General features: G+C 73.9%; 1 protein-coding gene. It reads left to right on the forward strand.

The annotated features are described in order from the left end of the window. Positions 1–85 precede the first annotated feature (85 nt). Positions 86–620, forward strand: a 535-nt coding sequence (locus K1J50_RS18835; protein WP_220119282.1) for a ParB/Srx family N-terminal domain-containing protein, incomplete at its 3' end; no start/stop codon positions are given.

Below are 620 nucleotides of genomic sequence, written 5' to 3' on the forward strand. Positions count from 1 at the left end.
AGCGTCAGCCCCGTTTTCCAGGTTGCCAGCGCCGCCAGGTTGCCAGCCGCGGCGCCCCCTCCGTTCCACCATCACGCAGGTCCCGATGCCCCAGGCCCCATGGGCTGCGAGCGCCGTCGAGGCGCGCGCGGTCGCCTCGCTGCTGCCCTATGCCGGCAATGCGCGCACGCATTCCGACGAGCAGGTGGCGCAGATCGCGGCCAGCATCCTCGAGTTCGGCTTCGTCGCGCCGGTGCTGGTGGACGAGCGCGGCGAGGTCATCGCCGGCCACGGCCGGCTGCTGGCCGCGCAGTCCCTCGGCCTCGCCACGGTCCCGACGATCGTCCGCGCCGGCCTGACCGAGGCGCAGAAGGCCGCCTATCGGCTGGCCGACAACCGCATCGCGCTGAACGCGGGATGGGACGAGGCGCTGCTGGCCACCGAGGTGGCGAAGCTGCAGGAGATGGGCGGGATCGACCTCGCCCTGACCGGCTTCGGGGCGGAGGAGATCGACCGGCTGCTGGCCGGGCTGGAGGCGGTGGCAACCGAGCCTGGCAACGGGGCGGTTGCCAGCCCGACGGTTGCCACCGGCAACCCGCCAGACGAGGGGGTGGGGGAGGGCGAGGCGGCCGAGGATCCGG

It is taken from the genome of Caldovatus aquaticus (assembly GCF_019458025.1).
Taxonomy (GTDB): Bacteria; Pseudomonadota; Alphaproteobacteria; order Acetobacterales; family Acetobacteraceae; genus Caldovatus; species Caldovatus aquaticus.